This window comes from Lysinibacillus fusiformis (assembly GCF_003049525.1).
GTDB classification, from domain to species: domain Bacteria; phylum Bacillota; class Bacilli; order Bacillales_A; family Planococcaceae; genus Lysinibacillus; species Lysinibacillus fusiformis.
This window is the reverse complement of record NZ_PYWL01000005.1, coordinates 153,487-179,617: the sequence shown is the minus strand read 5'-3', so window position 1 is coordinate 179,617 and position 26,131 is coordinate 153,487. Positions and strand designations below refer to the sequence as shown.

The window sequence follows — 26,131 nt, the reverse complement described above, 5'->3', positions numbered from 1 at the left end:
AATTTGGAAAACAACAGAAAGAAAGCCCCCTAAAGAGCTTTCTTTTGTAAATTATTTCACGAACCATTTCTCAAGATCATCATATTTTCGTAGGTTTGCAGTAATGGCACCAGACTGCCAATAAGTTCGATCGGCAATATAAACTTGTCCATTTTTTACAGCAGGAACTGCTTTCCAAAGTGTACTATCTAACCATTTAATCGCCTCTTGATTTTCTTCAGTTTCCCAAGTGCCATTTGAAGGGAAGAGTATAATATGATCAGCATCTAATTCTGGAATAGCTTCTTCAGACAAGACCTCTTGGAACTCTGTCATATCACGAGCTAATGGATGTGGAGTTAAACCAGCTTCCGTATAAATGTAGCCCGTGTAACGATTCTTCATTCCGAATAATGCCAATGTGTTATCGGCAACATTTAAACGAACAACGGCAACAGTTTCGTCACCAACTGATTCATCTAACTTAGTTTTTAAATTAGTAACACGTTCCTCATATTTATCAACGATTTCATTTGCTTTCTCAGGGATATTTAAAACATCAGCTATCGTTTTCACAATCTCACGTGGATCTTGTAGTATTTCTTCTTTTAAGCGATAAGTAGGCGCAATCTTAGAATATTCTTCATACTTTGCCTTATCTGCCGCACCATCTACAATGATTAAATCTGGCTTAGCTTGAAGTAACGTTTCCATACTACCTGTAACGTCAAACTCAGGTACGTCTAAACCTAAATAATCTTGTTTACCCCAGGATGGGTGATACCATTGCACAACGGGTTTGACATCCAAGGCAGTTAAATAATCTTCCATATAGATGGCTGCTACTCGCTGTGGATTTGTTGGAATTGTTACTTCACCAAACCCATCCTCTACAACTCGTGTATCTTCTTTTGTTGGATTCTCACTCTCGGAATTTGTTTGTGCTTCATTTGAACCACAGGCACTTAAAACGAACATCAGTACAAGGAAAAGTACAAATGTAAAATATCGACTGATACGCATGGCAATTCACTCCTATAAATTTACTAAAACAGATTGAATGTTATCTTAATTTAGAATGATAATCATTCTCGTTTGATTCAAATAAATTATAGGATACAACATAAAAACAAACAATACATATTTTCTACATCTTTTTTATACAAAATGAAGTTTAGAGCACTATTGTTTCTTTTTATCAAAAAGTAGCCATAAGAGTGTAACGACCGCTGCAAGCATAACCATAAAAAATCCATATACAGGCGTGTGTGCTAATGATTGATGACGAATAATTACGCCTCCAATATAGGAACCTAAAAAGATGCCTACGTTAAAAGCAGAAATATTTAATGCTGAAGCCATCGAAATGGCAGATGGCACATATTTTTCGGACAGGAGAACTGCATATAATTGCAATCCTGGGACATTCATGAACATAAATAACCCCATTGTCAGTACCATGATTAGCCCTATAATCGGTGACTCAAGAGTGAAACCAATGCCAAGTAACGCCAAGGCAAGTCCCACAAAAATAATAAAGATGGATCGTAATGGATGTTGGTTAGCAAAATGGCCGCCTAGTGTATTACCAATAGCAACGCAAATACCATAGACAACTAGAATAATGATTACGGCATGTGGCGAGTAACCCATATATTGTTCTAAAATGGGTGAAACATAGGTGTAGACAACAAAAGCCCCACCATAGCCGATTGCAGTAATGAAAAGTATTAATAACATGCGGATATTGCCTAATACTTTGCCAATATCGTGTAAAGAAATCGGATTACCTTTAGATAATTGATGAGGTACTAACAAAGCATTACTTATTAAACCGATAATTCCTATCATGACAATAAAAATGAACGACATACGCCAGTCTGTTATTTGTCCAATAAATGTACCAAGTGGGACACCTGTCACAGTAGCTAATGTTAATCCCGTAAACATAAAGGCAATAGCACTTGCTCGCTTATTAGGTTCAACTACATCAGCAGCTATAACAGAAGCGATCGACATAAACACACCATGTGCTAATGCAGAAATAATACGACCTATAATCAATATGGAGAAAATAGGTGCGATAGCTGCAGTTAAATTACCGATTATAAAAATGGTCATAACAAGCAATAATACAGTTTTTCGACTAAGGCGAGATGTGAAGGCTGTTAATAATGGAGCTCCAATAGTAACGCCCAGTGCGTATATAGAAACAGTTAATCCAGCTGTACTTAAAGATATACCGAAGTCATCCGTAATTAATGGTAGAAGCCCAACACTGATAAATTCAGTGGACCCTATACCAAATGCACTGATTGCAAGTGCTAATAAAGTTAATGTAGCATTTGGCTTTTTTGATTGTGACATACTAAAACAATCTCCTTTGATTTTTTTTATCGAGTGTAGTACTATTCATACATACCAAAAAGGCACGTAGAGTACTTTTAGTTACTTTTGAATATTACAGGGGGTTTACGATGCAAAAAGTTTATAATATTGGTGTTGAAGCTACACTTGAAGTTATTGGTGGTAAATGGAAACCAATTATTCTTTGTCATTTAAACCACCATGGTAAAATTCGTACAAATGAATTTCGGCGATTGATTCCGGGGATTTCACAAAAAATGCTCACAAATCAATTGAGAGAATTGGAGCAGGCTGGATTAATCCATCGAAAAGTATTCAATCAAGTACCACCAAAAGTTGAATATTCCTTAACGTCTTATGGACACGGTATGGAACCTATTTTGAACATGCTTTGCACTTGGGGCGAAAAGCATGTTGAATTATTACAGGATAAAGGTGAAGACGTACTGTTAAAACAACGTGATGAAGATATCGCCATGCAGCAAACATCGTAATGAGGGGAGAAAGAGACTGTCATATTGAAGACAGTCTCCTTTCCTTTTACACAGCTTATAAAGCAAAGTCGAATTCATTTGGATTAGGTCCGACACGTTGTTCAAGATTCATCGCATTGATGATAGCCATTTCCTCATCTGTTAGCTGAAAGTTGAAAATATCAGCGTTTTGCATCATACGTTCTCGACGTACAGATTTAGGAATAGTGATAATGCCATTTTGTACATCCCAGCGTAAAATAACTTGGGTATTTGATTTACTATATTTTTCTGCTATTTTTGAAATGGTTGCATCTTCAAGAAGTCCACCTTGCATTAATGGTGCCCAAGCCTCAAGTTGAATTTCGTGCTTGTCGCAGAATGAACGAAGCTCAGCTTGCTGTAAGCGTGGATGGAATTCCACTTGATTCACAACCGGCTTCACACGTGCAAATGATAGTAAGTTTTCCAAATGCGCAACAGTAAAGTTACAAACACCAATTGCTTTGATTTTACCTTGATCATATAGGTCCTCTAGCGCTTTCCAAGATTCAGCATACTTATCTTTCCCAGGCCAATGAATCAGGTAAAGATCTAAATAATCCAGCCCTAGTTTTTCTAGGCTTTCCTCATAGGCAGTAACAGTTTCCTCATAGCTTAATCCATCGTTCCAAACTTTTGATGTTATAAATAAATCTTCACGTTGCAGGTTAGTTGATGTTAGCGCCTGTTTAATACCTTCCCCGACACCAGCTTCATTGCCATAAATTGCGGCAGTATCGATGCTGCGATAGCCAACCTCTATAGCATTTTTAACCATCTCAGCTGTAGCATCATTCTCTACTTGAAAAACACCTAACCCCATTCCATGCATTTGTAGCCCATTGTTTAATGTGATTTTATCTTGTAAATGAGTAATCATTTTAAGTCCTCCATGTTTTGTGATTGCTTGATTGCTTTTTCATTATGCTGCTAACATGCCTTCAAAAAAAGTACGCACTTTTTTGTGTCATAGAAACGTAGAGGTAACTTTTGTGAGCTAACAATGGCTAGAGGGATAAAAATATTTTCATTAAATTAGTAAGCCCCTTTAATTGACCACATCTACTAGTCGGTGTGCCAAGATAATTGCCATGCATGGCTGTATTTCAGTAATAAAAGGAAATGTTTGTTCGATGGAGAATATATGTAGTAATACTATAAAAAGGGGTTTGGCAGATGAATCGTTTAAATTTAATTACATTAGGTGTTAAAGATATGGTAGAGTCTCTCGCTTTTTACCGAGAAGGGTTAGGTTTTGAGGTTGTAGTTTACGGAGAGGAAACAAATCCTGATGTTATGTTCTTTAATAATGGAGGGACAAAAATATCACTTTTTCCAATTGAAAGATTGGCTAAAGATATTAATGAAGCAAACCCACCTGAAATTGGTCATGGCTTTGGTGGAATCACTCTTGCTTATAATGGTAAATCAAAAGAAGAGGTGGACAGTATTTTTGCATTAGTCAAAAAGGCTGGGGCAAAAATTGTTAAAGATCCCGAAACTGTATTTTGGGGTGGTTATAGTGGCTACTTCCAAGATCCGAATGGTTTCTATTGGGAAGTTGCTTACGGCGATATGTGGCAGTTCGATGAGAACGATATGCTAATTATTCAATAAAAGTAATAGGTATCTCACATAATAAGAGCAGCTATTTGGAATAGGTGGGGGATTCCTGTAGAGTAACAACTCCCGCGAAAAGCGACGATATTACGATACATCATTGTAAAGAGAAGACTGTAGACAAGCTCAATATTTTTAAGAGTTTGTCTACAGCTTGAAAATAGCAAGTGTACTACTTTTTGTTATTGAGCGATATAGTGATATATTTAACAGTAATTTCTTCTCATTAAATCCACAAAGTTTTGCCCGGCTTTTGATAGGTAATGATTTTTCAGCCATACGAGTCCTACAGAGGTGGATAATTCTTCTGACGGTATTTTGTATGCATGAAGTGGTAAATCACCATATTGCTTTAGAATAGTTTCAGGTACGATAGAGGAGCTAAATCCCGTAGCAATTAAATTCATTAAAAGTGCGGTATCTGAACATTCACCCACGATATGGGATTGTAATTGAAAGCGTGAAAAGGCTTCTAATATTGAATAGTGAACGCCTAACCCTTCAGTACTTGGTAAAAGGAGTGGCCAATTTTGAATTTCTGCCAGTGTCACGTCATGTTCTAGTCGATCATTTTTGTCGGATTGAATAAAGTAAAATGGCTCTGTATACATATGAAGAACAGAGAAATCATCTAATTCTAAAGGTAATCGTATGATAGCCAATTCTACTATACGGTCTCTAACAAGCTTACATAGATAAGAGGATTCATTTTGCTGGATCTTATAAGTTACCTTAGGATAGTGCTGTTGAAATTGATGTAATAATGAAGGGAGCTCAACTACTGAAAACGTATTAATGCCTAATGTTAATCGTCCATGAATGCCCAATCCTACATCTTTAACTTCCGCATCAGCTTCCTCCATTAATTGAGCTACCTGTAGTGCGTATTTATATAAGGTTTTTCCAGCCTCAGTGACTTTGAAATATTTTCCACTTCTCTCCACTAGTTTTGAGCCTAGTTCTTCCTCCATCGCTTTTAAATGCTGGCTTAATGGAGGCTGAGAAATATGTAGCCTTGCGGCCGCAGCAGAAATCTTTTTTTCCTCTACAATCGCAATGAAATATCGTAGTTGTCGAATATCCAATTAAAAGTACACCTCCTTATTATTCGGAAAACCTAAGTGAAACATTTTTTTTTAATATTTTTCATATAGTTAGTGCCATGTTAGCATATTTGTATAAAAGAAAAAAGGAGATATGTCTCCATTTTCTCGCACATATGTGTGAAAGGGACAACTACTATGCCAACTAAAACCGTATTTCCACTTCTATTAGTTTATATGTTTCTCGCTATGCTTGGTGCAGGTCTTGTCATACCGATTCTCCCACAGCTGCTGATTGAGTTCGGTGCAAGTGGTAAAGCAGCAGGATATTTAGTATCTGCTTTCGGATTAACACAATTTTTATTTTCACCTATAGCTGGGAGGTTTTCTGATAAGTATGGCCGAAAGCCAATGATCATTGGTGGTCTAATTTTGTTTGCGTTATCCAATTTAGTTGGAGCTTTAGCAAGTAATTTCACCGTTTTTCTTATTTCACGTTTTATTGGGGGGATTGGATCAGCAGCATTGGCTCCTTCTATAATGGCTTACATCGTAGATATTACCACCGAAAACGGTGAAGATTTTACTAGCTCATGGTGCGGATATGAGTATGGCTGATTTAGATGGTGTGACGCCATTGCAGCATGCCCAGGAAAAGGGATTTAAAGAAATCGCCAATATCCTTGCTTATGAAAGCTTTAATAAATTAACTGAGTCGGATAAAACCCAACTAAAAAAGGATTTCTTTCAAGCTGCAACTCAGGGGGAAGCTACACAAGTTACGGACATTTTAAATAAAGGAATCGATAGTAATGTTGCTGATGAGCAGGGAAGAACGGCTGCTATGATTGCAACCTATGGAAATTTCCCCGATGTTGTAAAAGTTTTGATTGAGCATGGTGCTGACATTAATAGAAGAGATCACATAAAATAACCCTTTCCTTTATGCAGGCGCCGAAGGTTACTTAAAAATTTTGAGGCTAACGATTGAGGCAGGAGCAGACCCTACCATCTTCAATAGATTTGGAGGGATTGCATTAATTCCAGCAGCAGAGCATGGTTATGTAGAGAATGTTCAAGAAATTCTTGAGCAAACAAATGTCGATGTAAACCATATGAATAAACTAGGCTGGACGGCATTGTTAGAAGCAATCGTCTATATGGATGGTGGCCCAAAATATCAGGAAACTATTCATGTATTGATTGAACATGGAGTGGATGTTCATTTGGCAGATGCAAAGGGAATCTCTCCCCTTCAGCATGCACAATCTCTAGGATTTCAGGAAATTAGCAACCTTCTTATTCAAGCAGGGGCAAAACTATAAATAGGTTTACGGAGTGGAATGTTCGATTCGAGCTACAACATTCTGTAAACAGAAAACGCAACTTTTTCAAGCAATAAAAAGTTGTGTTTTTTCACGCCCTCATAAAAAAATAAGAAGAAAATAAGTAGAAGATTACCATATAATGACCATGTATGGAATTTATCTTGTACTTCATTTTAAGATAAATGTATAATGCAAAATATGGTATTTTAGTATATCTTTCAAATAGACAAAGGAGGGTGAAACATTGATTCGTATATTATACATAGAGGATGAAAAGGAAATAGGACATTGGGTTAGTAAAGAGTTAACTGAAAGGGGCTATGAAGTAACATGGCTAGAGTCTGGAGATGGTATTGAGCAACATATTGCCTTAAATGATATTGCCATACTGGATGTGATGTTACCTGGGTTAGACGGATTTTCCATCGGTAAAAGAATTAAACGGGAAAATAAAGAACTGCCGATTTTAATGCTATCGGCGAGAACGGCAGTCGAAGATAAAATAGAAGGCTTGAATTTCGCAGATGATTATTTAACAAAGCCTTTCCATCCAGATGAATTAGGAGCAAGGCTTGAAGTATTACTGAGAAGATACCAAAAAAATGATGATGTGCTAGAACTACAGCATCTTAAAATGTATACAAAAGATATGAGAATTATTAATACATTGACTGAAGAAGAAATTCTCTTGACGGGTAAACAGTTTTATCTTTTACAGTATTTTATTCGCCACCTCAATCAAATTTTAACGAAAGAGCAACTCTATGAGGGCGTTTGGGGTGAAAGCTATATCGAAGGTGATAAAACATTGATGGTACATATTCGATATTTAAGAGAAAAGATAGAAATAAATCCCGCAAAGCCAATGATTATCGAAACGATTCGAGGGATTGGGTATAGGGTGAAACTATGAAATTCTTCCGATCGCTACTAGCTAAATATATGTTGATCATTATATTAGCCTTATCGATTGTTCAAATTTCTTATATGGGGACAGCTATGTTTGTATTAGGAATTACGAAGACAGGGGTAGGCGAGTTTTCTAGTAAGGTCCTTTTGGAAAGTGAAATTGAGGAGCAATGGCACGCTCAGTCTAAAAATATAAACAATGTATCAAATGATGCCATTACCCAACTTTTTCAAAAGTGGCAAGAGCAATTACCCACGGCTTCTATGTTCTGGGTAAGTGAATACGGGACATTATTGACTACGGTAAATGTGCAGGAGGAGCTTCCAGCAAAGTGGACACCTGCATTTACTACTAAATTTATAAAACAGCGATATGGAGGAGACCCATTTACTGTTATTGCTTTCTTAGGTGATGATGTTTCCAATGGCTTTATTGTGTTAGAAGTTCCAAGAAACGTATTTAATCCACCACTTATCAATATTTATGAAAACTACGGTAACCTCTTATTTTTTGGTGTGATTGCGATTATTCTATTTTTCATTGTCGTATCATTGTTATTTTTCAAAGGAATCCGAAAGAGACTTTTACATCTTCAAGATGCCATGGAAATACGGGATGTAGATGGTTTACCTATTGAAATCCATGTGAAAAAAAAGGACGAAATTGGGCAACTGGAGCATAGTTTCAACAGAATGGTTTGTGAGCTGAGAGAAAGCAAACAGCGTCAGCAAAAAGAAGAGCAACTAAGACGAGAGCTAATTGCAAATCTTTCACATGATTTGCGGACACCTTTAACAAAGGTAAGAGCTCAATCTTACTCCATTAGCAAAGAAACATTGTCAGAGGAAGGTAAGCAGGCGTTACGGGCGATGGAAACATCTATCGTGAATATTGATGCTTTAATTGAAAATCTAATGTCCTACACATTGCTCATGGCAAGTAAATATAAATTTGAACCGAAAGAAATCAATGCTATTCGTTTTGTTCGAGAGCACCTGACGACATGGTACCCAGTTTTTGAGCGTGAGGGATTTACCATAGATATTGAGCTACAAGCATTTGAACATCATGAATGGTGTGTAGACCCCATTTGGTTAGGGCGTATATTAGATAATCTCTTCCAAAATGTACTGCGACACGCCAATAGCGGGAAATATATAGGTGTGAAAACAGAGTCGACAGCGAGTTATACGGCATTTATTATTGAGGATCATGGAAATGGTATGAAAAATGAATCGAATGCAAAAGGTGCAGGGATTGGCCTATCCATTGTAGATGTTATGGTAAAGGGCATGCATTTAGAGTGGGATATTTGTTCAGATCCATCGGGTACAAAAATTATAATAAAACATGCAAATCCATCTGCGAAGCTTGATCAGTAAAAGCTCGCAGATTTTTTTATGGAAAAAATGCATTTTTAAACAAAATTTAAACTTAGCCCTTACCTGTTTTTAAACTTCCATTCTTATGATAGTTAATGAGGTGAGGATATTGGAATATATCGTACAAACACAAAATTTATCAAAATACTTTGGAAAAGAACAAGCTGTATCAAATATAAATTTGCAAATACGCAAAGGAGAAATTTACGGATTTTTAGGACCTAATGGAGCGGGGAAAACAACAACGATTCGCATGCTTCTTGGTCTAATGAAACCATCCTCAGGGACAATTAAAATTTTTCAAAAGGACATTGCGAAGGACCGTACACAAATTTTAGCGAACGTAGGCTCATTAGTTGAAAATCCATCTTATTATCCACATTTGACAGCCTATGAGAACTTGGAGGCACTACGAAAAATACTAGGTGTGCCAAAAACTAGAATCGATGAAGTTCTGCAAATTGTCCGTTTGAAGGAAGTTGCTAACAAGAAAGTAAAGGGCTTTTCACTAGGAATGAAACAACGTCTTGGGATTGCGGCTGCTTTATTGCACAACCCAGAGTTACTCATTTTAGATGAGCCAACGAATGGTCTCGATCCTTCAGGTATTATTGAAATTCGCAATTTAATTAAAAGACTACCGAAGGAATACGGCATGACCATTATTATTTCCAGCCATTTATTATCAGAAATCGATCAAATGGCTACACAGGTAGGCATTGTTTCTAAGGGAACATTGATTTTTCAAGATTCCATTGAGGAAATGCGTAAATTTGCACAACCAAAGGTTATATTTAAAGTTAGCAATAGCGAAAAAGGATGGCGTTCTCTTTTAGCAAATGGCATTAAGGCAGACTATCAGGATGGTGTCATTTTCTTAGAGGAATGCTCTGACGAAAAAGTAGCCCATATTGTTCAGGTACTTGTTCAGGAGGGCATTTCGGTATTTCGAGTAGAGGAAGAGAAACGCTCATTGGAGGATATTTTCCTGCAAATGACGGCGGGAGAGCTAGTGCTATGATGGGTAAATTATTAACTGCTGATTTTTTTAAAATTAAACGCAAAGGTTTATGGTTTTTAACACTTTTAGGTCCCGTTGGTGTAGTTGCTCTGCAAATGGTCAATTACGGTGTGAGGAAAGACTATCTTTTACAGCAGAGCGAGGATGATTGGGGTTATTTTTTACAAAACATTCATTCCTTTACACCGCTAGCCATTGTACTAGGTATTGCTATCCTAACATCATTCATGGCGAGTATTGAAAACGAGACAAATGCGTGGAAACAGCTCATCGCCTTACCTGTTTCTAAATTATCCGTCTATTTATCTAAATTTACAGTATTGGCGATTCTGTTATTTTTGTCTTCAACACTGTTGATGCTTTTCACACTGAGTTACGGACTATTTTTAAGCTTAGGTGAACCGATACCTTACTTAGAGCTCGCCAAGTATAGTTACTTCCCAGCTCTAGCAGCATTGCCAATTCTAGCTCTCCAGCTGTGGATTGCAAGTGTTTGCCGTAATCAAGGGATTCCTATTACTGTAGGTATTTTCGGAGTGATTTTTGCCTATTCTTCCTATGTTTTACCAGATTGGATGATATGGAAATGGCCGTCGTTGATGAATCAATGGGATGAGCCGATCATCAATGTCATGTTAGGAGTAGGAATAGGTATTTTCCTCTATATGGTTGGCATGATTGATTTTGCAAGAAGGGACGTGAAGTAAATGACGGCTATACTGCGAGCTGAATGGTTTAAGTTACGTAAATCAAAGATGGTACCAATCATTTTAGCAGGACCCATTATTGGCCTATTTATCGGATTATCAGCCAATTTAGAGGATAATATGTCAGGAGTACCAATCAATGAATGGTATATTGCTTTGTTCTCCATGAATTTAACATATGCTTTATTATTTTTACCACTTATTACGGGGGTCTTTGCTAGTCTCATCTGTAGGTATGAACATCAATCTGGTGGCTGGAAGCAGCTATTAGCATTACCTGTAACGAGGGGGAAAGTATTTGTCGCTAAATATGTGTTAATTGTACTGCTTGTTATGGCGATGCAGATATTGTATTTATGTTCAGTTTTTACAGTTGGGATGATCAAGGGCTATACGGATCCTTTTCCAATGGAGATTGTGTGGAAAAGTATTGTGGGAGGATGGGTAGCGACATTGCCTTTAGTAGCCCTTCAATTATGGATGTCGATTATGTTTAAAAGTTTTGCCGCTCCTTTTGCAGTCAATGTGGTATTTACATTACCCTCTATTTTTGCTATTAATTCTGAACGTATTGGACCTTACTATCCTTGGGCACAGCCCTTTTCGATGATGTATATTGGTGGCAGCACAGACGATGTATTTTTTGTACCATGGGAGCAATTGTTAACAGTTGTCGGTGGTGGCTTCATCCTATTTTTCCTTGGTGGGTATTACTACTTCCAACGAAAAGCCATTTAACCTTAAGGGAGAATTGACATGAAAATGAAACGAAGTTTGAGAATATTAACTACATGTATACTACTAGCAGTTTTAGCTGGCTGTGGACAGGGGGCGGCTGTCAAAGATATCTCACAATATAGTAGTGAAATAAAAGATATTACTATACCTGATGATGTAAAAATTATTGGATTTGGAGAGGCAACACACGGAAATGTGGAATTCCAAGCCTTAAAAAAGGATCTATTTGAAGCAATGATGAAGAATGAAAATGTTCGAGTCTTTGTTTTAGAGGGGGATTTTGGAGGAGCCCAACAAATAAATCAATTTATTGTCAATAGTGTTGGCACGGCGCAAGATGCTATTAAAGCACTGGATTACGGCATTTATCAAACTGAACAAATGGTGGACTTTGTCCAATGGATGCATGACTATAACTTAACAGCCAAGGAGGAAGATAAAATTTATTTTTATGGTAATGATATGCAACGATATGATGATAGCAAAAAGGGCTTACTTGATTATTATGCGGATGTCGATGCAGAAACGGCTAAGCAGTATACGGCTCAGCTAGAACATGTGTCCAACAAAACAATGAGAGATTTATCGAATAGCCAGTTAGTAGAGCTTGATAAAACAATCGATGCCATCATCAAAGATTTACAATCAAACAAGGAAGCCTATGAGAAAAAGTCATCAAAGGATGCCTTCTCTTTTGCGGCGCAATATGCACAAATTTTAAAGCAACGTACGCAATTGTTTTTAAACGATGGTAATTACATGAATTTACGTGATGAATACTTAGCTAAAAATTTACAATGGATTGTTGATCTCGAAGCGACGAAGGGCCATGATAAAGTATTGATGTCTGGTCATAATGGCCATATAGATAAAACGTCTGCTACAATGGCAGGTTATAAGTCGATGGGACAATATTTAAATGAGCACTATAAAGATCAATACTTTGCCATTGGCACGGATTTTGTGACAAATACATTCCAAGCACCGAATGGGTCTGGTGAACGTAAGGAGTATACGATAGAACATCATAACGCTCTAGTGGATGCTTTTAGTGATATCCATGACAACATCTTTTATGTGGATTTTGAAAATGCTAGTCAATCAGAAGAGCTATCAAATATCCTTACAAAGGAGCAAAGAATGGGCAATATAGGCGATGATTTTCGTCCTTGGTATAAGCTTACAAAAATGCTTTATACCATTAAAATGACACCTGCAGATGCATATGACGGTCTGATAATTGTACAGGAAGCAACGCCAACAAAAGTAACGGATTAGTCAAATATAGTAATTTGGCATGGAGTATAGAGGATACGCGGCACTCATGTGTGAACCGAGGGCTGACTTTACTTACTAACGTATTGTTTACCTCTAATTTGTTAAAGCTAACAAAGAGGAGGTGTGAAACGATGGCACAAGAAATTCTATGTGAAGTCAATAACTGCACATTTTGGGATTCTGGAAACAAATGCACAGCAGAAAAAATTTATGTTGTCAGCCAGAAGGGACAACATGCTTCCAACAGTGAGGAAACTGACTGTAAAACATTCGAACCTGAAACGCATTAATGAAAAAAAGGGGTAGCCACTTATATGGTTACCCTTTTTCCCTGTCTTTATTAATAAGCATCGACCTTTTCTTTATTAAATAAAAGTTCATGTGCAGTTTTTACTTTTTCCTCTACATAATCCAATGAGTACTTACCCACCGAATCTGTTAAATCTCCAATTGCCCGCGACAAGTTATCAATGATCGGGATTAATTTATGCATTTCCGTGCGGTCTTTTTCTTTGTGCATCTCATCCATAATTTCATATGCAAGACGCTGAATTTTCCTTAGTCGCAATTTCTCAGAGTGCATGGAATCCTCCTTATTGAACCAATTTATGATGTCTAAATATATGAAGAACAAGAAGGTTTCATGAATGACTTTTAATAAAAGTAATTGTTAGGATCGTTAAGAGATAAGGAAATTTCCTTTATACCCATATCAATTTTCGACTCTTCCACATTGGATACATTTAATTTCAATATTCGTTCATGATAAAATTCCTCTAAATAATTGCGGTTAATCGAATCTAAAAGTATATGGCTCTGTTTCAAATGCTGGATCAGTTTATCGGTATTAACCTGTCTTGGTAAAATAATGTGGCTATGCATACAGATTTCCTTAGAAGCCTTATACTTTGCCAAATGGGTTGTTACCGATTGTTGAAGTATGTTAGCTCGTATGGCATAAGACTCGCTGACCTTCTTTTGATAACGTTCAAACATGCCACTTTTTAGGTATAGTTCTAAAGCTGCCTGGGAAATCATCGAGCTATCAATATCAGTGGTATTTTTATATTGCTGAAATGTCTGGATGAAGTTGTCTGGTAAAACGGCTAGCCCAATACGTAAACCAGGAAACATGATTTTAGAAAAACTTTTTAAATAGATGACATACTGCTGTGTATCATCTGTAACAATGGGATCTATTTTCGAATTTTGCTCGAAATCCGCTAAATAATCATCTTCAACAATGTATACTTGATATTGATAGGCAAGTTTACGGATCCTATCTTTTTCCTGCTTGCTATATGAAGTCCCTAGAGGATTGTGCAAGCGAGGCATCGTGTAAAAAAACTTAATGTCGTGATGACAAAAAATGCGCTCTAATTCATCTAAATCAATACCATCTGTTGTTCTTTTAATGCCGATAGCGGGATTTCCATAGGTTTTCAAATAATCCATATACAAATGATAACTAGGCTGCTCTACTAAAATGGTTGAGCGACCATTTGGGAATGGCATAATACTTAGCAAAGACAGAGATTGTTGGACACCAGAGGTGATAAATATATTTTCCTCTTTTGTGAACACTTGATAATTAGTTAATAATTTTTTGGCTTCTATTATGAGAGATGGTAAGCCTTTCGGTGTCCCGTATCTAAATAGGTCTGCTTGGTATGTATCGATTGCCTTGTTGATGCAATGTTGAAAATCTTGGTACGGGAAAGCATGCCAGCTAGGTGAGGAGGTAGCGAAATCTATATGGTCTTGAACCTGTGGCTGAAAGGGTACTTGATGGTCAACAACATAGTAACCGCTTTTCGGTAATGCATAGATAAGATGCTGCTCCTCAAGTTTTTTTAAAGAAGTTAAAATAGTACTTTTACTGCAGGAGTATTGCTGTGATAACTGGCGGATTGAAGGTAGCTTTGCACCTGATGGAAGAGTGCCTGCCTGTATTTGAGTCATAAGCTGTGAATAAATCCATTCATATTTAAGCATATATAACCTCCAACGCATCTGTATCGGTACAGATGTGTTTTTTTCATATCGTCAAATGGTGCTCTTTTTTATACGATAACCATACCGGCCGGAATTGATGGAGAAGGAGCATTATCGTATGTCCAAAAAAAGAAAAGCCTATATAGCAGCGATTTCGTATGCATTGATCATTGGGCTTTCATTCCTATTTGTGAAAGTTACATTAACAGTGGCGAGCCCTGTGGATACATTAGCTCATCGTTTTACCGTTGCTTTCATCGGCATTGTTATTTTACTAGTATTCACGAAAAATAAGCTAACAATAAAAAAACAGGATCTATTAAAAATTTTACCTTTAGCCATATTGTATCCCATAGCTTTTTTCACGTTTCAAGTGCTTGGACTTGCTAGAATTTCCTCATCAGAGGCGGGAATTATTCAAGCAACGATTCCTATTTTTACATTAGCACTAGCAGGTTTATTGTTAAAGGAAAAAGCAACTCGTGGACAGTTTGTTGCCATTTCTTTTTCTGTACTTGGTGTGATGTATATGCTAATGATGAACGGGGCAAATGCAACTTCTGGAAATGTTATTGGCAGTGGATTTATTTTACTTTCAGCAATTGCGGCATCTATTTATAACGTCTTTGCAAGAAGGCTTACAAAGCAATATTCTTTACTGACATTAACATATGTCATGACATTATGTGGATTTGTCATTTTTAATGGGATAGCTGTTGGAGATCATATGTTGAAGGGCACTATCCATGATTTTTTTCAGCCATTTCTACATGTTGATTTTATTATCGCCATTTTATATTTAGGCCTGTTATCCTCGCTCGGCACGTCTTATTTATCAAATTATGCTCTATCTATATTAGAGGCCTCTAAAATGAGTGTTTTTAGTAATTTGGCTACGCTTATTACTATATTTGCGGGTGTTTTATTTTTACACGAAACCTTCCAGACGTACCATTTAATCGGGGGAGTAATGATCGTTATGGGTGTTATAGGAACAAATTATTTCGGCATGAAGAGGGTAGAAAAAAATGAAGAAATATAGCCTTTTATTATTGATAAGTTGTAATAGAACGGGTATGGAATTCACAGTAAGAAAGCCTTCCGCTGTTGTTTCGCTGAAGGCTCAAGTCATCATTCAATATTGAAAGTTCACACGGACAGAGGCATTTATGTCGATTTGCCCTTGTTCTATAGGTGTCATATCGGAGGAGACTGCCATTGAGCGATATAGAATAGGTGTATTAACTTGTTCTTCTACAATTTCAGTGGGGAGGAGCTGCAAAGGTAAATGCATAGTTTCTGCAATGGTTTTTGCCTTTGCTTGAGCATTATGCAGAGCTAAACTCAATGCTTGCTGATAGTAAGCATCTGCATGGTCAACTTTGAATTGAATGTTGCTGATACGATTTGCCCCGTTTTCTACAGCTGTATCAATGATGAAGCCAACACGTTCAGAATCTGATACATTGACGGTAATGGCATTCGTTACTTCATAACCAGTGAAAATTTGTTGGCCGTCTTCAAAATGATAAAGTGGGGTAATTGTATAGGCGGCTGTTTGAATTTGTTCGTTTGGAATTCCAAGGGCTGTAATGGATTGAATGACTTGTTTCATAGTAACCGCATTCTTCTGCTGTGGCTCTTGTACATTTTGGCCTTGTGTTTGAACTTCTATTTGTAGTTGCATGGAGCTTGGCTTCGCCTTTACCTGCCCATTGCCCGTTACAGTTATAACACGTAGGGGAATGGATGCCTGATGATGGAGCTGAGCATAGTACATACACTACCACCTTTCATAAGATTTTTATTCATCATAGTATGCAAAAAATGGTTTTATTTGTTTAATCTCTTTAAATATTTATCATGGAGCTTTGTCAATAAAAGCAAGGTAATAATGGAACCTAGCAACGCTAAAGACATGTCCCATTGAGCGTCCCAACGATCTCCCTGCATCCCTAAAAAGTCTTTGGCCCCTTTACTGCCCTTCGAGATTCTTGTGCTTAACCATTCAATGATTTCATAAAATGCAGCAATCGCAAGCAAAATACTAATGGAGATACCTGTTAGCCAGGCCCCTTTTGTAAGAGGGGTTTTTCGAATTAAAATTTCTCTTATAACAATGGTCAGCAATCCTTTTAAAAAATGACCAAAGCGATCGTAATTATTACGATGCAAATCAAATTCTTCTTTTATCCAATTAAATAGTGGCACCTCTGAATACGTATAATGCCCACCTATAAATGTTAGAATTGATAATAGGGTAATGATCAAGTATGAAATGGTTGTGAATCGGAATTTAGGATAAATACAAACTACAATAATTATTGCAACAATTCCTGGGCTAACTTCAGCGAGCCAATCTAAGTAGGAGGATGGTTTAATAACAGACCATATAAAAACGATTAAAGCAATAGCAAGGAAAGTTACATGTATTTTAAAATGCTTATTATTATTATTCATGACAACACGCTCCCTTTGTCCCACAGTATGGGGAAGAGAGAGTTTGCTTATTCAACCAGTGTAGGGGTTCAAAAAAAGGAAAAGCGTCTAGTCATTCGTTCTAAAACTGACGCTTTTTTATACATTAAATCATTTTTAAAAGTGCCTCGACGCCACTCATTCCTTCGGTAATGCCAAGTTGTTCGGCTTCATAAGTTACAGATTCTAACGGAGCCGTTAATAACTCATCAATCGTTTTCACACCAACTGCCCGACCAGCAATAATTTTACGATCAACTAAGCGACTATTTAAAAGACCTACATCTAATGCGCCGCACATAATGTAGCCAGTATTATTGGAAATGGTCAGTAGTGTTGTTTTAGGTAATTGAACAACTACTGCAGTGAAGAAATGCCCCTTAATCATGATAGGTTCAATTGTCACCATTGAAATCACTCCTTTTCTCTATATACATATGGCGATAACTATCAAGGTGTTCGACATTTCTAATAAAAAACTCTTGGTACTAAAGAAAAAGGTCCAATATCAAAATAATAAAAAGGAATCTACTCTTGGCGAATAGATTCCTTTTAGTATTTAATTTGTATAAGATAATAGGGCTGTTTGTTTACATTTATTTAATGCAATGATTGCTTCACTTTTAGAAGTATATTCAAACATCCGATACGTGTGTTCTTCAAATACAGTAATTATCCACATTTATATTATCCCCTTTATTGTGTTACATAACATGTATTGGATATAATTATTTGTTATATATCAGTGATGATTTCATTTTACATGAATAAAGAAGAAAAGAAAGGAATATGAATGATGTTTCACATTTCGTTCAAATATATAAATTTTTTTGAAATAATTAAAACAGGGAAACAGACGGTCCCTCACAAGTATAATTCACAGTAATTCGCAAATAGTAAGTTGACGGAGTTCTGTGAATGTGGACTTGGGAGGTGATGCTATGACACGTAAATATGTATGGGTTTTAACGGTTTTCGTTTTAATCATCTCGGGATTTTTTGTAGGGTTCAAAGCTCATGCTAATAAAGGACGTCCGTATTATGAGGAGACAGGAAAAGTTGTGTGGGATATTAACACGGAGGATAAAATAGTGGCACTTACCTTTGATGATGGCCCACATCCCAAATACACAGCGGCGGTGCTTGATTTATTAGCCAAATATGATGCCAAAGCTACTTTTTTTATTATTGGAAAAAACGCTGACAAATATCCAGAGCTTGTTTTACGTACTTATACAGAAGGGCATGAATTAGCGAATCATACGTATACACATCCGTTTAAAGTTTCCATCAATAAATTGCAAGAAGAGCTTCGACAGACGAATGACACGATTTATGGTATTACTGGTTTTTCCCCAGTTTTATTCCGTCCTGTTGGTGGAAATTACACAGATGCCATGATAAATGCCGCTGTTAAGGATGGCTACAAGGTCGTGATGTGGTCTTGGCATCAGGATACTCAAGATTGGAAAGAGCCCGGCGTAAAGAAAATTGTACAAAAAGTTATGAAGGGCACAAAACCTGGTGATGTCATATTATTTCATGATGGTGGTGGTAACCGTACACAAACCATTAAAGCATTAGAGGAGATAATACCGGCATTAAAAAAGCAGGGCTACACATTTGTTACAATATCCGAGTTGATTGAAAGTAAACAGCAGCAAGAGCAAGTTCAATAATGAAAAATGAGCCATCTCAACAATGTTTGAAATGGCTCGTTTTTCACATCAATATAATCTAGAAGAAAATAATTGGAGCAAGTGCAATACCTAGAACAGTTCCTAGTGCAATGCCAACGCCAAATCCGCCTCCACCAAATCCCCAAAAGCCAAGACCATAACCACCATATCTTCTATCAGGTAGAATCCATACCTGTCTTCTGTCTACCCTCGTGATTTCCCCAACATGTACTCTACCAGATGTATCCGAAATTCTAACTCGTTTACCGTGATATTTACAACAAATATTGTAAGCATCAGTTGGATTCACAAATATCCCTCCTTTCTACTTCATTACAAGCTAATATATGCTAATTAATGCATTTATCTTTAGCCGATTGTCTATTCATCACATATACTATCAAGAGGTGATGACATGGCAGTTGAGTCTACAGATAAATGGCTTGAGGAGTATGAATTAGCCAGAAAATCTAAGAGCAGTGGTGAGCTATATAGCTTGCAGTGTTCGATTCTATGTGATCGTTTGGTCAAACTATTTCAAGAGGGATATACAGAGGAAATACACTTCGAATTACAGCAGCAGGGTCTTTTTTTACCAGAGGAAGAGATTCATCTAGAGAGACTGAAACAGAGGAATGTGTGGGGCTGTGTGGAGCAGGAGTTTATGTACTTACAGCAGAAGTGGGATGGTCCAACTATACCTATTTATTTATTTCCAATTACCCGACAACAAAATATCACTAACAAAAATGGTGTGGCGTATCCTCATTCGCTTTTTTTATTTGTGGGAGAAGTAGAAAAACAGGAGCTTCAAGCATTACTCGCCCATGAATATAACCATGTTTGCCGTTTACACTATCTTAAAAAGTCTTTAGCTGAAACAACTTTATTGGATTCTCTTATATTAGAGGGGTTAGCAGAATGTGCAGTGAAAGAACTTTACGGAGATAAATGGCTAGCACCATGGTTAACTAACTATACATTCGAGAAGGTTATAAAACTATGGAGATCTCAGTTTTTGCCAAACCTACAACTTCAGGGATTGGAAAAGCATCGACCATTTTTATATGGTGGAGAGCTTCCACCGTGGATAGGCTATTGTATAGGCTATGAAATTGTTCGATCGTATGTGAGGAATCATTCATCCCAGCTTCCTTTATTAATACCAAGCCAAGATATACTTGCCGGATCTGATTTTCCGCTACAATAGAGAAAAGGAGAGTGATTGTTGTGTCTAGTGAAGTAAAAAATGTATTATTACCCGTTGTAGATTCATCCACAAAGGTGCTAATTGTTGGCTCCATGCCGGGAAAACAGTCATTAGAAAAACAGCAGTACTATGGTAATCCACGCAATCACTTTTGGCCCATCATTGGCGAGCTATTACAGATTGAAGTTCCTGACGATTATAGTGAGAGAATGGCTTTATTAAGAAAGAATGCAATCGGTCTTTGGGACACAATTGAAGCATGTGAGAGAAAAGGGAGCCTAGATGCGGCCATTCGTAATGAAAAGCCAAATGATTTTCAAACCCTTTTTGAAAGCTACCCGAACATCGAGTTAGTACTCTTTAATGGGGCGAAGGCATTCGATGTTTTTAAAAAGCATATTGGATTAGAGCTTTTAGCTGGACGAGCCTATAAAAAAATGCCGTCAACGAGTCCAATACCAGGGAAAAATATTAAATCCTTTGACGAAAAAGTAGAGGATTGGCGAATTATGCAGTCATATTTATCTCAATAGTTTGCCGGTCATTCCACCATTGTTTTGTACATAATATGAGCCATACTCTTACGATGAGATGCATAACTATACTTTACTAAGATGTGCTGCCAGAGGTTATAGCATGAGGGAAAATAATCTGTTATTATCTTCACCTAGGTAGGCAATGGCTCAACGGTTAAATGCCCGATTACATATATTGAATTATGTAAAAGGAGGGCTTGTGTGTATAATAATCCATTTAGAGAAGATAATTTTAGAAGACCTGGTTGGGGTGGCAATGATAATTTTGAAACACCGCCATTTGTTCCACCTAATTTTGGTCCGCCTCCAGCAGGACAAATGCCAATGAGTGCACCACCAGGCTTTTCGCCACCAGTGCCTGCACGGCGAGAAGGATCAAGTGGTATTCGCTCCTGTTTATTTAGAAACACCTTTATTTGGTTGAATACAGGTAGAAGCTTTTGGTTTTTCCCAACGGTTATAGGAAGAGAATTCATTGCAGGCTTTCGTTGGAGTAGTCGGTATGGCTGGTATTTCCGTACGATAACGAGAAATCAAATTCGTTCATTTGAATGTTTCAGATAATATCACACACAGAAAGTTTCATTTTCAAAAAAATGGTGTTACAATGACGGTAATAAAAGATGAAGGGACGATGGGTGGCTAATGAATAACTAATCTTATTTTTTTACAGATGAAATTTATATTTCACGAACCATAAAAATAGGATTAGTCTGCCCATTTTCCATATTTAACGCTTGTATTGGTCTTAATAGGCCAATATAACGCTATTCCGCAAGCTTATTTTACTATGTCTAAAATAAGTAATGGAGTAACAAATATAGCTGTTTCAACAGTTAATTTTGTGTATATGTAGAGATGACTAATCCTTCCAAAATACTTGGAGGGATTTTTTTGATTCCTCCAACTGGAGAGGATGGATGTTATGAAGGAACTTTTAAAATTACAGGATATTAGCTATGAAATAAAGGATACATTCTTATTTGAACATGTGACTGCTACCGTAAAGCAAGGTGAGGTAATCGGCATTATTGGTAGAAATGGTGCTGGAAAATCCACATTGCTTCAATTCATACGCGGAATGCTAGTACCCACAGCAGGAGAAATAAAAGGGCTACAAACTGTGAAAATGGCAATTGTAGAGCAGGAACTAGCTCATTTTAATAGGATGGAAATAACGACTAGAGAGGCAGATTTGCTATCTAAATGGAAGGTGCCCAATGTGCCATTTGCAGCATTAAGTGGTGGGGAAAAACTGAAAATGCGCCTGGCAGAAGGTTTTTCGCAGGGTGCTCAAATTCTGATGCTGGATGAACCAACCAATCATTTGGACGAACAGAGTACCACATTTTTGATTAAACAAGTACAAAACTATAAGGGAACGATTATTGTTGTCTCACATGATCGTTACTTTTTAGATAGCGTAGCGACCAAAATCTGGTCGATTGAGGACAAGAGACTTATTGAACATAACGGCAATTATTCAAACTATATGGCTGAAAGAGAGCATCGAAGATTAACACAACAACGTGCATACGACAAGCAGCAAAAAAATATTGAGCGTATTGAGGCTCAGATGCAGGAACTAACAGCATGGTCTCAAAAGGGTCATGCTCAGTCTACCAAGCTAGAAGGTTTTAAGGAATATCACCGTGTGAAAGCAAAGCGTCTTGATTCCCAGGTGAAATCTAAGAAAAAGCGATTAGAAGCAGAGCTTGAGAAGGCCAAGGTCGAAGCTGTGAAGCCTGAATCAGAAATACGCTTTTCTTTAGGAACCAACCAACGTGTCGGTAAACGTTTTTTAGAGACCAAAAATGTCTCCTTACTCTTCGACGACAGATTGTTGTTTAAGGATGTGAACATCACTGCGCAATTTGGAGATAAAATTGCCGTCACGGGAACAAATGGTAGTGGAAAAACAAGTTTTTTAAAAGTCATCTTAGGTCAATTAAAGGCTGAGGGCGAGGTATGGGTATCTCCGGCAGCTAACATTGGTTATTTAACACAGGAAGTTTTTGACCTACCGCTTGATCAGACACCAGAGCAGTATTTTTATCAAGAAACGTTTGAAGAGCGAGGAAAAGTTCGTAATCTCATGAAAAATCTAGGCTTTACTTCTACACATTGGACATCTTCGATTGGGGAGATGAGCATGGGTGAGCGGGTAAAATGTAAACTGATGGCATATATAGTAGCAGACAAGAACGTTCTTATTTTAGATGAGCCAACGAATCACCTTGACCTGCCTTCTCGTGAGCAGTTAGAGCAAACGCTTGCCCAATACAATGGAACATTACTTGTCGTCTCACACGATCGCTACTTTCTGGATAAGGTAACGAATAGTGTCTGGGAGGTTCATGGTCAACAGATAGAGAAAAAATGGAGAAAAGAGGTTAAGCAGGACGAGGATGTAATGACACTGCGTTTAAAGCTAGAAACGGAACGGCAAGAAATATTAGGTAAACTAAGCTTTCTCACAGCTAAGGATAAGGATTACGCCAAGCTGGATGAAAAATTTAATGAGCTGACGAAGCGAATTAACGAGCTAAAATAACAAACGTTTAAGTTGGTTTTTACTAGGGAAAAATACCGAGAGAAGGAAATTAATAGATGGAGGTCCACGCTAATGAAAAAAATGCTATTTCTCCTTTTTTTGAGTATTTGCTTTATAGGTGCCTGTGCAAATCGTGAAGAAAATCAACAAGCACATGAAAGTGAGACCCAGATACCTATAGAACAAACTAATCATCATAATAATGGAACAGCAATTGAACAAACAGAGGTCCTGCAACAAATCAAGGATCAAATACATGCTGATTTCACCGTAAAAATGCCAACAACTTTACCTATTCCAGAGGGTGCTTTTTTATCAGCTACTACAAGGACTGAAGGGAATCAGGTGGAAATTATCTTTTATGAAAGTAAAGAGAATATACCTATTAATGATATTCGATTAAAGAAATCAGCAACCGTCATAGGGCGATTGTTCGTTAAGCAATACAATAATGCAGAAGGTGCCAGCACTCAAATAGCGTTTGATAATTTTAATCAAAATGGTGGGCGAAAAGTGGATCTTGGTTACAATATTAAAGGTTACCAAGATGCGGGAGCCGGTTCCTTATGGACTGGATGGAATGAAGGACGTTGGGCAATTGCTACACATACCCGAACAGAAAACCCAGAGGCTGGTGTCAAGCTTGCAAAGCAGGTAGTAGAATATTTAGAAAGTCATATGCTCCCTATTCCAAAGCAATATGGCATGGCTCAATTGGACGTTTATCAATCAGGCAATTTAATCGTTTGGCAGGATGAAAAGCTTGTGTATACACTCGATTCCATAAAGGACCCTCTAAAGGCCATAGAAATAGCTACAGCGTTTAACCAATAATAAAAACCCTAGAGTCATTGTGACGTGACCCCAATTATTAGACACATCTAACAATTGGAGGTGCACGTCAATTGCACTCTAGGATTTTTTTAGTCGTTTATTTTACGGAATCTAAAAGGTCCTTGTAGTCGTGGAATCGCTGTTGCCAACTCTCCATTGGGAATGTTAGCGGTTCCTGACCATCTAGCAGATCAGCCAGCAAGTCCAGACATATATGCCACCCTGCTAAATCCTTTGGCGTATGCTCCGTTAAAGCTTGAAGTGTCTCCACTAATAGTAGTAATGTGCCCTCGTCAGTAGAAGAAAGTTCGAATCGTACAGTATCCGTACCCCAATCAAATTCTAGAGTTTTATTCTCTGCATAATCAGTAATGCCTATTGTTTCATAGGCATCTGTTCCATCGTTCATATTAAAATGCATCTTACCATTGTTACGAAGTTCAATGATTTCTAAATTACTCATCCACTTTTGCAGCTTGTCATTATTAGTAATTGCTGCCCAAACAACCTCTATCGCATGAGGGAGCGGGCGTTTAAATGTAGCAACATGGTGATTGGATTGTTCTTCAATAGAAGCTAGCATAGTATCCTCCGTTTTTTTATGTGATTTTGTCCTTATTATAGGTGTTCTTTATGAACTGTTCAAAGGAGAACATCACATAAATACATTATTTATAAGAAGTAAGATATGGGATAATATTGTTAAAAAGGAGGTGAGAATATGACACATAAACAAGCATTAGAACGTTATATCCAAGCAACAAATACGCATGATTTTAATGAGGTAAAAGTTATTTTGCATCCACAGGCTGTATATTGGTTTTCGGATAAAACATGTACGACTACAGAGGAAATTGGTGCTTACTTCAATCACGCATGGAATGTAATTCAAGAAGAGGTCTATTCAGCGGCTGATATAGCATGGTTAACCGTTGATGAAAAGACAGCTACCTGTCTTTATACATATCACTATGAAGGCTATCATAATGGAAAATTTGTATCAGGTAGCGGTAGAGCGACAAATATTTTTACGTTGATGAATGGTGAATGGAAGTTAATTCATGAACATTTGAGTGGCAATATTAAATGATTTTCCATAGCATCTGAATAATCAACAATGAAATAATGACAGGTAGGAGTAGTTTGGCTATTTTTATTGGAATATGTGGCAGCACTAGGAGGCCTAATTGAGAGCCTAGGATAGAGCCTAATGCCATGGCAATGGCATAGTGCCATTGAATAAAACCAGTTTGATAAAAAACAATAAAAGCTCCTGTACAACTCCCAAAAAGCAGTACACGAGTGAGTTGTACGGCTTTTATGTAAGTGTGCTGGCAACGCAAATAATATAAAATACTAAAAGTTGAAGAACCAGGGCCAAAGCCACCATCATACATAGCAATAAAAAAGGGCTGCCAAAGGGAGGACGTTGTATGCTCTGTATGATTCACAGTGTTAGTCCAAGCCTTATTTTTTAAAGTGACGATTAATGCAAAGATCAGTAGGATACAGGCTGTAAAATTCATAGTTTTTTCAGATAGTGACACGGCCAGAAGTGCACCACCAACCCCTCCTATACCTGCAATAGCGATGTATTTTAAAATAGCTTTCAAGTGCAGCTCCTTATGGTACAGTAAATAAAAAATGCTAGATAAAGCCGATATACCAGTTGAAAATTTATTTGTCGCAATACTAGTCTGAATGGGAATGCCGACCAGCATCATTGCAGGAAGTGTGATCAGTCCTCCACCTCCCGCAAGTGTACCGATAAAGGCAGCTATAATACCAATACATACGAGGGTCAAAGAAATTTTTGCATAGTAATGCCCCAACAAACTAAGGATTACAAAGAATGATACCAGTAAAATTTTTTTCATAAGCTACTCTCCTCACTTCACTTGAATAGCTTTAGGGTAAAGGCTTTTAATATATAAATCTAATATATTATTTTGGAGTA

31 protein-coding genes and 1 pseudogene are annotated in these 26,131 nt (G+C 37.3%); 19 read left to right on the top strand and 13 right to left on the bottom strand.

The genetic code is table 11. From position 1 onward, the window contains the following. Positions 1-51 precede the first annotated feature (51 nt). Both C9J29_RS13975 and C9J29_RS13970 read right to left on the bottom strand, forming a co-directional pair. Positions 52-1,002 carry an ABC transporter substrate-binding protein gene (locus C9J29_RS13975; protein WP_107922333.1) on the bottom strand — a complete coding sequence of 317 codons (951 nt, stop codon included), beginning with the start codon at positions 1,000-1,002 and terminating at the stop codon, positions 52-54. 159 nt (positions 1,003-1,161) lie between these two features. Beyond that, positions 1,162-2,346 carry an MFS transporter gene (locus C9J29_RS13970; RefSeq protein WP_107922332.1) on the bottom strand — a complete coding sequence of 395 codons (1,185 nt, stop codon included), beginning with the start codon at positions 2,344-2,346 and terminating at the stop codon, positions 1,162-1,164. A 110-nt stretch (positions 2,347-2,456) separates the two neighbouring features. Between C9J29_RS13970 and C9J29_RS13965 the strand changes: the two genes are divergently transcribed. Continuing rightward, on the top strand, positions 2,457-2,840 hold the full coding sequence (locus C9J29_RS13965; protein WP_008175386.1) for a winged helix-turn-helix transcriptional regulator: 384 nt from the start codon (positions 2,457-2,459) through the stop codon (positions 2,838-2,840). Positions 2,841-2,895: 55 nt separating this feature from the next. On the opposite strand, the gene C9J29_RS13960 is transcribed toward C9J29_RS13965, so the two are convergent. Continuing rightward, positions 2,896-3,741, bottom strand: coding sequence for an aldo/keto reductase (locus C9J29_RS13960; RefSeq protein WP_107922331.1), 846 nt, complete (start codon positions 3,739-3,741; stop codon positions 2,896-2,898). 296 nt (positions 3,742-4,037) lie between these two features. Between C9J29_RS13960 and C9J29_RS13955 the strand changes: the two genes are divergently transcribed. After that, a complete protein-coding gene (locus tag C9J29_RS13955) occupies positions 4,038-4,478 on the top strand; it encodes a VOC family protein (protein WP_107922330.1) in 441 nt (146 codons plus the stop codon). 209 nt (positions 4,479-4,687) lie between these two features. Here the strand turns inward: C9J29_RS13955 and C9J29_RS13950 are convergent, their stop codons facing one another. Then, positions 4,688-5,566: a LysR family transcriptional regulator gene (locus C9J29_RS13950; protein WP_107922329.1), complete on the bottom strand. Its 879-nt coding sequence runs from the start codon at positions 5,564-5,566 to the stop codon at positions 4,688-4,690. Positions 5,567-5,722: 156 nt separating this feature from the next. On the opposite strand from C9J29_RS13950, the gene C9J29_RS13945 reads away from it, so the two are divergent. The 9 genes and pseudogenes from C9J29_RS13945 to C9J29_RS13905 all read left to right on the top strand — a co-directional run bounded on the left by C9J29_RS13945 (position 5,723) and on the right by C9J29_RS13905 (position 13,178). Beyond that, positions 5,723-6,142: an MFS transporter gene (locus tag C9J29_RS13945; RefSeq protein WP_107922328.1), complete on the top strand. Its 420-nt coding sequence runs from the start codon at positions 5,723-5,725 to the stop codon at positions 6,140-6,142. Continuing rightward, a pseudogene (locus tag C9J29_RS25235) lies at positions 6,135-6,849 on the top strand (ankyrin repeat domain-containing protein). The gene C9J29_RS13945 and the pseudogene C9J29_RS25235 overlap by 8 nt, the downstream one beginning before the upstream one ends. Positions 6,850-7,096: 247 nt before the next feature. Continuing rightward, entirely contained in the window at positions 7,097-7,765 is a 669-nt protein-coding gene (locus C9J29_RS13935; protein WP_008175372.1) for a response regulator transcription factor, read from the top strand. Next, on the top strand, positions 7,762-9,144 hold the full coding sequence (locus tag C9J29_RS13930; protein WP_008175370.1) for a sensor histidine kinase: 1,383 nt from the start codon (positions 7,762-7,764) through the stop codon (positions 9,142-9,144). The genes C9J29_RS13935 and C9J29_RS13930 overlap by 4 nt, the downstream gene beginning before the upstream one ends. Before the next feature lie 109 nt (positions 9,145-9,253). Continuing rightward, entirely contained in the window at positions 9,254-10,165 is a 912-nt protein-coding gene (locus C9J29_RS13925) for an ABC transporter ATP-binding protein (RefSeq protein ID WP_008175369.1), read from the top strand. Further along, positions 10,162-10,872 carry an ABC transporter permease gene (locus C9J29_RS13920; RefSeq protein ID WP_107922327.1) on the top strand — a complete coding sequence of 237 codons (711 nt, stop codon included), beginning with the start codon at positions 10,162-10,164 and terminating at the stop codon, positions 10,870-10,872. Before C9J29_RS13925 ends, C9J29_RS13920 begins: the two co-directional genes overlap by 4 nt. Continuing rightward, positions 10,873-11,610, top strand: coding sequence for an ABC transporter permease (locus tag C9J29_RS13915; RefSeq protein WP_008175366.1), 738 nt, complete (start codon positions 10,873-10,875; stop codon positions 11,608-11,610). 18 nt (positions 11,611-11,628) lie between these two features. Further along, complete coding sequence (locus tag C9J29_RS13910) at positions 11,629-12,888, top strand: erythromycin esterase family protein (protein WP_008175364.1); 1,260 nt, start codon at positions 11,629-11,631, stop codon at positions 12,886-12,888. Positions 12,889-13,019: 131 nt separating this feature from the next. Then, on the top strand, positions 13,020-13,178 hold the full coding sequence (locus C9J29_RS13905) for a DUF1540 domain-containing protein (RefSeq protein WP_004231699.1): 159 nt from the start codon (positions 13,020-13,022) through the stop codon (positions 13,176-13,178). A gap of 50 nt (positions 13,179-13,228) precedes the next feature. Here the strand turns inward: C9J29_RS13905 and C9J29_RS13900 are convergent, their stop codons facing one another. Together C9J29_RS13900 and C9J29_RS13895 are read right to left on the bottom strand one after the other, a co-directional pair. Next, positions 13,229-13,471: a hypothetical protein gene (locus C9J29_RS13900; protein WP_008175353.1), complete on the bottom strand. Its 243-nt coding sequence runs from the start codon at positions 13,469-13,471 to the stop codon at positions 13,229-13,231. A gap of 71 nt (positions 13,472-13,542) precedes the next feature. Then, the gene (locus C9J29_RS13895; protein WP_107922326.1) at positions 13,543-14,883 is read right to left on the bottom strand and encodes an aminotransferase-like domain-containing protein; all 1,341 of its coding nucleotides are present in this window, start codon (positions 14,881-14,883) and stop codon (positions 13,543-13,545) included. Positions 14,884-15,001: 118 nt separating this feature from the next. Between C9J29_RS13895 and C9J29_RS13890 the strand changes: the two genes are divergently transcribed. Then, the gene (locus C9J29_RS13890; RefSeq protein WP_089985841.1) at positions 15,002-15,925 is read left to right on the top strand and encodes a DMT family transporter; all 924 of its coding nucleotides are present in this window, start codon (positions 15,002-15,004) and stop codon (positions 15,923-15,925) included. Positions 15,926-16,018: 93 nt separating this feature from the next. On the opposite strand, the gene C9J29_RS13885 is transcribed toward C9J29_RS13890, so the two are convergent. From C9J29_RS13885 to C9J29_RS24965, 4 genes are all read right to left on the bottom strand, one after another. Further along, positions 16,019-16,663 (bottom strand): SIMPL domain-containing protein, encoded by a 645-nt coding sequence (locus C9J29_RS13885; RefSeq protein WP_008175347.1) that lies wholly within the window; start codon positions 16,661-16,663, stop codon positions 16,019-16,021. A gap of 53 nt (positions 16,664-16,716) precedes the next feature. Further along, positions 16,717-17,343 carry a DUF2238 domain-containing protein gene (locus C9J29_RS13880; RefSeq protein WP_043989941.1) on the bottom strand — a complete coding sequence of 209 codons (627 nt, stop codon included), beginning with the start codon at positions 17,341-17,343 and terminating at the stop codon, positions 16,717-16,719. A 124-nt stretch (positions 17,344-17,467) separates the two neighbouring features. Then, positions 17,468-17,770, bottom strand: a complete 303-nt coding sequence (locus tag C9J29_RS13875; protein ID WP_008175342.1) for a YunC family protein — start codon at positions 17,768-17,770, stop codon at positions 17,468-17,470. Positions 17,771-17,920: 150 nt separating this feature from the next. Next, positions 17,921-18,043, bottom strand: a complete 123-nt coding sequence (locus tag C9J29_RS24965) for a hypothetical protein (protein ID WP_255250388.1) — start codon at positions 18,041-18,043, stop codon at positions 17,921-17,923. Between the two features lie 259 nt (positions 18,044-18,302). On the opposite strand from C9J29_RS24965, the gene C9J29_RS13870 reads away from it, so the two are divergent. After that, a complete protein-coding gene (locus tag C9J29_RS13870; RefSeq protein ID WP_025113634.1) occupies positions 18,303-19,040 on the top strand; it encodes a polysaccharide deacetylase family protein in 738 nt (245 codons plus the stop codon). Positions 19,041-19,098: 58 nt separating this feature from the next. Here C9J29_RS13870 and C9J29_RS13865 read toward each other — a convergent pair whose 3' ends face one another. Next, positions 19,099-19,350, bottom strand: coding sequence for a hypothetical protein (locus C9J29_RS13865; protein ID WP_008175336.1), 252 nt, complete (start codon positions 19,348-19,350; stop codon positions 19,099-19,101). 105 nt (positions 19,351-19,455) lie between these two features. Between C9J29_RS13865 and C9J29_RS13860 the strand changes: the two genes are divergently transcribed. The 5 genes from C9J29_RS13860 (at position 19,456) to C9J29_RS13840 (ending at position 24,174) form a co-directional block, all read left to right on the top strand. Further along, positions 19,456-20,250 (top strand): DUF2268 domain-containing putative Zn-dependent protease, encoded by a 795-nt coding sequence (locus C9J29_RS13860; RefSeq protein WP_090002086.1) that lies wholly within the window; start codon positions 19,456-19,458, stop codon positions 20,248-20,250. A gap of 20 nt (positions 20,251-20,270) precedes the next feature. After that, on the top strand, positions 20,271-20,783 hold the full coding sequence (locus C9J29_RS13855; protein WP_090002084.1) for a DNA-deoxyinosine glycosylase: 513 nt from the start codon (positions 20,271-20,273) through the stop codon (positions 20,781-20,783). Between the two features lie 204 nt (positions 20,784-20,987). Further along, a complete protein-coding gene (locus C9J29_RS13850; RefSeq protein ID WP_090002083.1) occupies positions 20,988-21,350 on the top strand; it encodes a hypothetical protein in 363 nt (120 codons plus the stop codon). A 361-nt stretch (positions 21,351-21,711) separates the two neighbouring features. Continuing rightward, positions 21,712-23,340, top strand: coding sequence for a ribosomal protection-like ABC-F family protein (abc-f, locus tag C9J29_RS13845; protein WP_107922360.1), 1,629 nt, complete (start codon positions 21,712-21,714; stop codon positions 23,338-23,340). A 72-nt stretch (positions 23,341-23,412) separates the two neighbouring features. Next, entirely contained in the window at positions 23,413-24,174 is a 762-nt protein-coding gene (locus C9J29_RS13840; protein WP_107922325.1) for a hypothetical protein, read from the top strand. Between the two features lie 97 nt (positions 24,175-24,271). On the opposite strand, the gene C9J29_RS13835 is transcribed toward C9J29_RS13840, so the two are convergent. After that, a complete protein-coding gene (locus tag C9J29_RS13835; protein ID WP_090002079.1) occupies positions 24,272-24,757 on the bottom strand; it encodes an SRPBCC family protein in 486 nt (161 codons plus the stop codon). 138 nt (positions 24,758-24,895) lie between these two features. Here C9J29_RS13835 and C9J29_RS13830 point away from each other — a divergent pair, with 138 nt between their 5' ends. After that, on the top strand, positions 24,896-25,264 hold the full coding sequence (locus C9J29_RS13830) for a YybH family protein (protein WP_089985835.1): 369 nt from the start codon (positions 24,896-24,898) through the stop codon (positions 25,262-25,264). Here C9J29_RS13830 and C9J29_RS13825 read toward each other — a convergent pair. Next, positions 25,257-26,051 (bottom strand): sulfite exporter TauE/SafE family protein, encoded by a 795-nt coding sequence (locus tag C9J29_RS13825; RefSeq protein WP_107922324.1) that lies wholly within the window; start codon positions 26,049-26,051, stop codon positions 25,257-25,259. The genes C9J29_RS13830 and C9J29_RS13825 overlap by 8 nt on opposite strands. Positions 26,052-26,131 lie beyond the last annotated feature (80 nt).

Coding starts and splice junctions, on each gene's coding strand:
- C9J29_RS13975 (WP_107922333.1), bottom strand. CDS start 1,002: ATGCGTATCAGTCGATATTTTACATTTGTACTTTTCCTTGTACTGATG.
- C9J29_RS13970 (WP_107922332.1), bottom strand. CDS start 2,346: ATGTCACAATCAAAAAAGCCAAATGCTACATTAACTTTATTAGCACTT.
- C9J29_RS13965 (WP_008175386.1), top strand. CDS start 2,457: ATGCAAAAAGTTTATAATATTGGTGTTGAAGCTACACTTGAAGTTATT.
- C9J29_RS13960 (WP_107922331.1), bottom strand. CDS start 3,741: ATGATTACTCATTTACAAGATAAAATCACATTAAACAATGGGCTACAA.
- C9J29_RS13955 (WP_107922330.1), top strand. CDS start 4,038: ATGAATCGTTTAAATTTAATTACATTAGGTGTTAAAGATATGGTAGAG.
- C9J29_RS13945 (WP_107922328.1), top strand. CDS start 5,723: ATGCCAACTAAAACCGTATTTCCACTTCTATTAGTTTATATGTTTCTC.
- C9J29_RS13930 (WP_008175370.1), top strand. CDS start 7,762: ATGAAATTCTTCCGATCGCTACTAGCTAAATATATGTTGATCATTATA.
- C9J29_RS13920 (WP_107922327.1), top strand. CDS start 10,162: ATGATGGGTAAATTATTAACTGCTGATTTTTTTAAAATTAAACGCAAA.
- C9J29_RS13915 (WP_008175366.1), top strand. CDS start 10,873: ATGACGGCTATACTGCGAGCTGAATGGTTTAAGTTACGTAAATCAAAG.
- C9J29_RS13910 (WP_008175364.1), top strand. CDS start 11,629: ATGAAAATGAAACGAAGTTTGAGAATATTAACTACATGTATACTACTA.
- C9J29_RS13905 (WP_004231699.1), top strand. CDS start 13,020: ATGGCACAAGAAATTCTATGTGAAGTCAATAACTGCACATTTTGGGAT.
- C9J29_RS13900 (WP_008175353.1), bottom strand. CDS start 13,471: ATGCACTCTGAGAAATTGCGACTAAGGAAAATTCAGCGTCTTGCATAT.
- C9J29_RS13895 (WP_107922326.1), bottom strand. CDS start 14,883: ATGCTTAAATATGAATGGATTTATTCACAGCTTATGACTCAAATACAG.
- C9J29_RS13890 (WP_089985841.1), top strand. CDS start 15,002: ATGTCCAAAAAAAGAAAAGCCTATATAGCAGCGATTTCGTATGCATTG.
- C9J29_RS13885 (WP_008175347.1), bottom strand. CDS start 16,663: ATGTACTATGCTCAGCTCCATCATCAGGCATCCATTCCCCTACGTGTT.
- C9J29_RS13880 (WP_043989941.1), bottom strand. CDS start 17,343: ATGAATAATAATAATAAGCATTTTAAAATACATGTAACTTTCCTTGCT.
- C9J29_RS13875 (WP_008175342.1), bottom strand. CDS start 17,770: ATGGTGACAATTGAACCTATCATGATTAAGGGGCATTTCTTCACTGCA.
- C9J29_RS24965 (WP_255250388.1), bottom strand. CDS start 18,043: ATGTGGATAATTACTGTATTTGAAGAACACACGTATCGGATGTTTGAA.
- C9J29_RS13870 (WP_025113634.1), top strand. CDS start 18,303: ATGACACGTAAATATGTATGGGTTTTAACGGTTTTCGTTTTAATCATC.
- C9J29_RS13860 (WP_090002086.1), top strand. CDS start 19,456: ATGGCAGTTGAGTCTACAGATAAATGGCTTGAGGAGTATGAATTAGCC.
- abc-f (WP_107922360.1), top strand. CDS start 21,712: ATGAAGGAACTTTTAAAATTACAGGATATTAGCTATGAAATAAAGGAT.
- C9J29_RS13840 (WP_107922325.1), top strand. CDS start 23,413: ATGAAAAAAATGCTATTTCTCCTTTTTTTGAGTATTTGCTTTATAGGT.
- C9J29_RS13835 (WP_090002079.1), bottom strand. CDS start 24,757: ATGCTAGCTTCTATTGAAGAACAATCCAATCACCATGTTGCTACATTT.
- C9J29_RS13830 (WP_089985835.1), top strand. CDS start 24,896: ATGACACATAAACAAGCATTAGAACGTTATATCCAAGCAACAAATACG.
- C9J29_RS13825 (WP_107922324.1), bottom strand. CDS start 26,051: ATGAAAAAAATTTTACTGGTATCATTCTTTGTAATCCTTAGTTTGTTG.